The 3,222-nt window shown below is 35.2% G+C and carries 2 protein-coding genes and 1 tRNA gene; all 3 read left to right on the forward strand.

Features of this window, described 5'->3' with window-relative positions; genetic code table 11:
* The first annotated feature begins 3 nt into the window (after positions 1 to 3).
* Positions 4 to 80, forward strand: a tRNA-Asp gene (locus tag UNSWCS_RS10190).
* 539 nt (positions 81 to 619) lie between these two features.
* On the forward strand, positions 620 to 1,633 hold the full coding sequence (locus UNSWCS_RS10195; protein ID WP_035143962.1) for a bifunctional 3,4-dihydroxy-2-butanone 4-phosphate synthase/GTP cyclohydrolase II: 1,014 nt from the start codon (positions 620 to 622) through the stop codon (positions 1,631 to 1,633).
* A 370-nt stretch (positions 1,634 to 2,003) separates the two neighbouring features.
* The coding region (locus UNSWCS_RS10200; protein WP_035143964.1) for a cache domain-containing protein at positions 2,004 to 3,222 on the forward strand (1,219 nt) is incomplete at its 3' end.

The raw sequence follows: 3,222 nt of genomic DNA on the forward strand, positions 1-3,222 counted from the left end.
GGTGCAGCGGTAGTTCAGTTGGTTAGAATGCCGCCCTGTCACGGCGGAGGTCGCGGGTTCGAGCCCCGTCCGCTGCGCCATCTACTTTTAAATTTTTCATTTTTGTCTTTATTTTTTTAAGTTTAATGCAATTTTTTATAAAAATATTTTGTTAAATAATATGTAAAATAATACATAAAATAGTGTCTTTAAAAAAATTAAAATATATTTTTCTCTATTAAAAATTTTTAGTTTTTATAGCAAAAATAACAATGAAAGCCCAATTTCCACTAGATTTTCTAAACAAAGAATATTTAAATTTTAAAATTAAATTTAATATAAAATTTCTATTATATTTATAATGTTATTAACGAATCAAAATTTATTTTTTGTCTAAAATTTAAGGCATATTTTAAAATTTAAAGTCAAAATTTATTTTATCGCACAAACATACATTTAAATTTTATGCCTATATGAGATAAATTTATCCTGCCAAGTGGCTAATATCAACCTCAAAAGCTTAAATTTTGGTGTAAATTCTTTTTTCTCAAAAGTGATTACCGACAAAGAAAAAATATTATTTTTATCTTTTGATTATCAAAATATCAATATAATCGTAAAAATTTATAAAAGGACAATTATGGCATTTGAAAATGTATTAAGAGCGATTGATGATATAAAAAATGGCAAAATGGTCGTCATGGTCGATGACGAGGACCGCGAAAATGAGGGCGATCTAGTCTTTTCAGCAGCTAGTAGCGACATGCAAAAGGTAAATTTTGCCATCACTCATGCAAAGGGCGTGCTCTGTCTCGCGATGGACGAGGCGAATGCAAAAAGGCTTGATCTGCCGCTAATGGTAGCCAAAAACACATCTAGCCACGAGACAGCTTTTACGGTTACGATCGACGCAAAAGACGCAACAACGGGCGTTAGCGCATATGAGCGCGATATGACGATCAGGCTTGCGGCAGAGGCCAGCTCAAAGCCTGAGGATTTCGTGCGCCCAGGACACATTTTCCCACTTATCGCCAAAAATGGCGGCGTGCTTGTTCGCACAGGCCACACAGAGGGTTCGGTCGATCTTTGCAAGCTTGCTGGCGTTAGCCCGATGGCTTCGATATGTGAGATCGTAAAAGAAGATGGCACAATGGCAAGACGCGATTACTTGGAGGAGTTTTGCGAGAAATTTGGGCTAAATATGATCAGCGTTTCTGACCTGGTTGAGTATAGGCTAAGTCATGAAAGCCTCATAAGAGTTGGTGAAAAAAGCAACGTGATGATCGCAGACTGCGCGGCTACAAGACACGATATCACCGATCACAAAGGCAAAATCCACTCAGCTTATCTTTTTGGCGAGCCAAAGAGCAAGGCAAATGTCAAATTTCAAAAGATCCTCGCCGATCACGAGCTTTTGAGCAGTCCAAAATATGAAGAGCTTTTAAAAACTATCAAATTTCTAAGCCAAAATGGTGGAATTTTGATCTTTTTAGATAGTGACAACTCAAACACTAGCAAAGACTACGGCATCGGAGCGCAAATTTTAAATCACTTTGGCGTAAAGGATATCGAGCTTCTAAGCTCAAATAAAAATAAAGAATTTGTAAGCTTAGCCGGTTTTGGACTAAATATAGTCGGCTATAAAGAAATTTAAATATCACCAAATTTAGCCAGTTTAGCTCGGTCTCTGGCTAAATTTTATAATACTTTCTACATCATTTTTTTACAGATAACACGCATTTAAATTAGTATTATGCATTAAATTTAAGAAGTTTCTATTTTGTTTAATGTTATCTAGTATATTTTTAGTTTATAAACCAGTTTTCATGCTAAAAATTAAATATTTTACTTCAAATATATTTTATAAAATAAATCAAATTTAATTAAAAAATTTCTAATATATCGCTAATTTACGTTATTTTATAGATTTAATCACTATTTAATATAAAATATTATTTAAAATAAAAGATTAAATTTATATTTTAAATATTATAATTCTACTAATATTTCACAAGGAGGATGAAATGAGGTCTATTTCAAACAAGATCGCATTGACGCTTATTGTTCTTTTGAGTGTATGCTTTGCTGCGATGTCGGCTGTTAGCTACTTTAACGCAAAAGAGGAGGTGGTGAAGCTGATCAGCCAAAACCAAGATCAAATTCTATCTGACATAAAGTCTGTGACGCAAAGTTTTATTGATGACTACATGGAGGACTCTCAAAAGCTAGCTAGCAAGCTAGTAGGCAGTGTGGATAACAAAGACGAAATTCTTGCTCGTTTAAAATCTACAAAAGAAAATTTAAAATCAATAGTCATAGGCGCTTATTTTGCAGCAGAGAGCAACGGCTATACCTACGGCTCAAATGGCAAAACCTTAACCCCAGAAAAAGATAAATACGAACCAAGGGGCAGGGGCTGGTATATCGCTGCAAAGGGTAGTGGAAAAACCATCTTTACAAAGCCATATATCGATATGGTTGCCCCAGAGCACGACTTATGCATGACTTTCTCTACTCCGATAGTGGAGGGCGGCAAGCTTTTGGGAGCTACATTTACTGATGTTAATATCAGGCTTTTAAGTAAAAAGCTTCTAAAGATGGGTAAGACCGAGTTTGGCTATGTCTATTTTATGGACAAAGATGGCGTTATCTTGCTACATGACGATGAAAGTCTTATAAACAGTTCTGTTGAAGCGACTAAGACCTTGGCTGCTAAATTTGCAAATAAAGACTTTGATGAAAACGGACTAATCTCTTATAAAAATGCGAAAAACGAAAATGTCTTGGCTAAAATTTTACCTATAAACGACGATGGTTGGCTCGCAGTTGCTGCGATAAATGCCGATACTTTTAGCAGCCAGACTATGCCCCTCCTAAAGATCCAGCTAATCCTAGCAGTGCTATTTATCGTTATCCTTTCAGCATTTGTCTATTTCTTACTTAAAAAGTCCCTTAACCCTATAAAAACTATCCAGTCTAAGCTTGATGATCTATTTAAATTTGTAACTTACGAAGCAAAAGCACCAAGCAAGCTAGATGTAAGATCAAATGATGAATTTGGTGAGATGAGTAAAGCTATAAATGAGAACATCGACAAAGTCGTAGCTGGTATCAAAAAAGATAGCACTATGATAGATGAGCTAAATAAGGTAGCAAATCTAATGATCAAAGGAAACCTTGGAGCAAAGATAGGCTCAACTCCAAACAACCCATCGCTAAATGAGCTAAAAGAGCTACTAAATA

This window comes from Campylobacter concisus UNSWCS (assembly GCF_000466685.1).
Classification (GTDB): Bacteria; Campylobacterota; Campylobacteria; order Campylobacterales; family Campylobacteraceae; genus Campylobacter_A; species Campylobacter_A concisus_A.

Coding starts and splice junctions, on each gene's coding strand:
- UNSWCS_RS10195 (WP_035143962.1), top strand. CDS start 620: ATGGCATTTGAAAATGTATTAAGAGCGATTGATGATATAAAAAATGGC.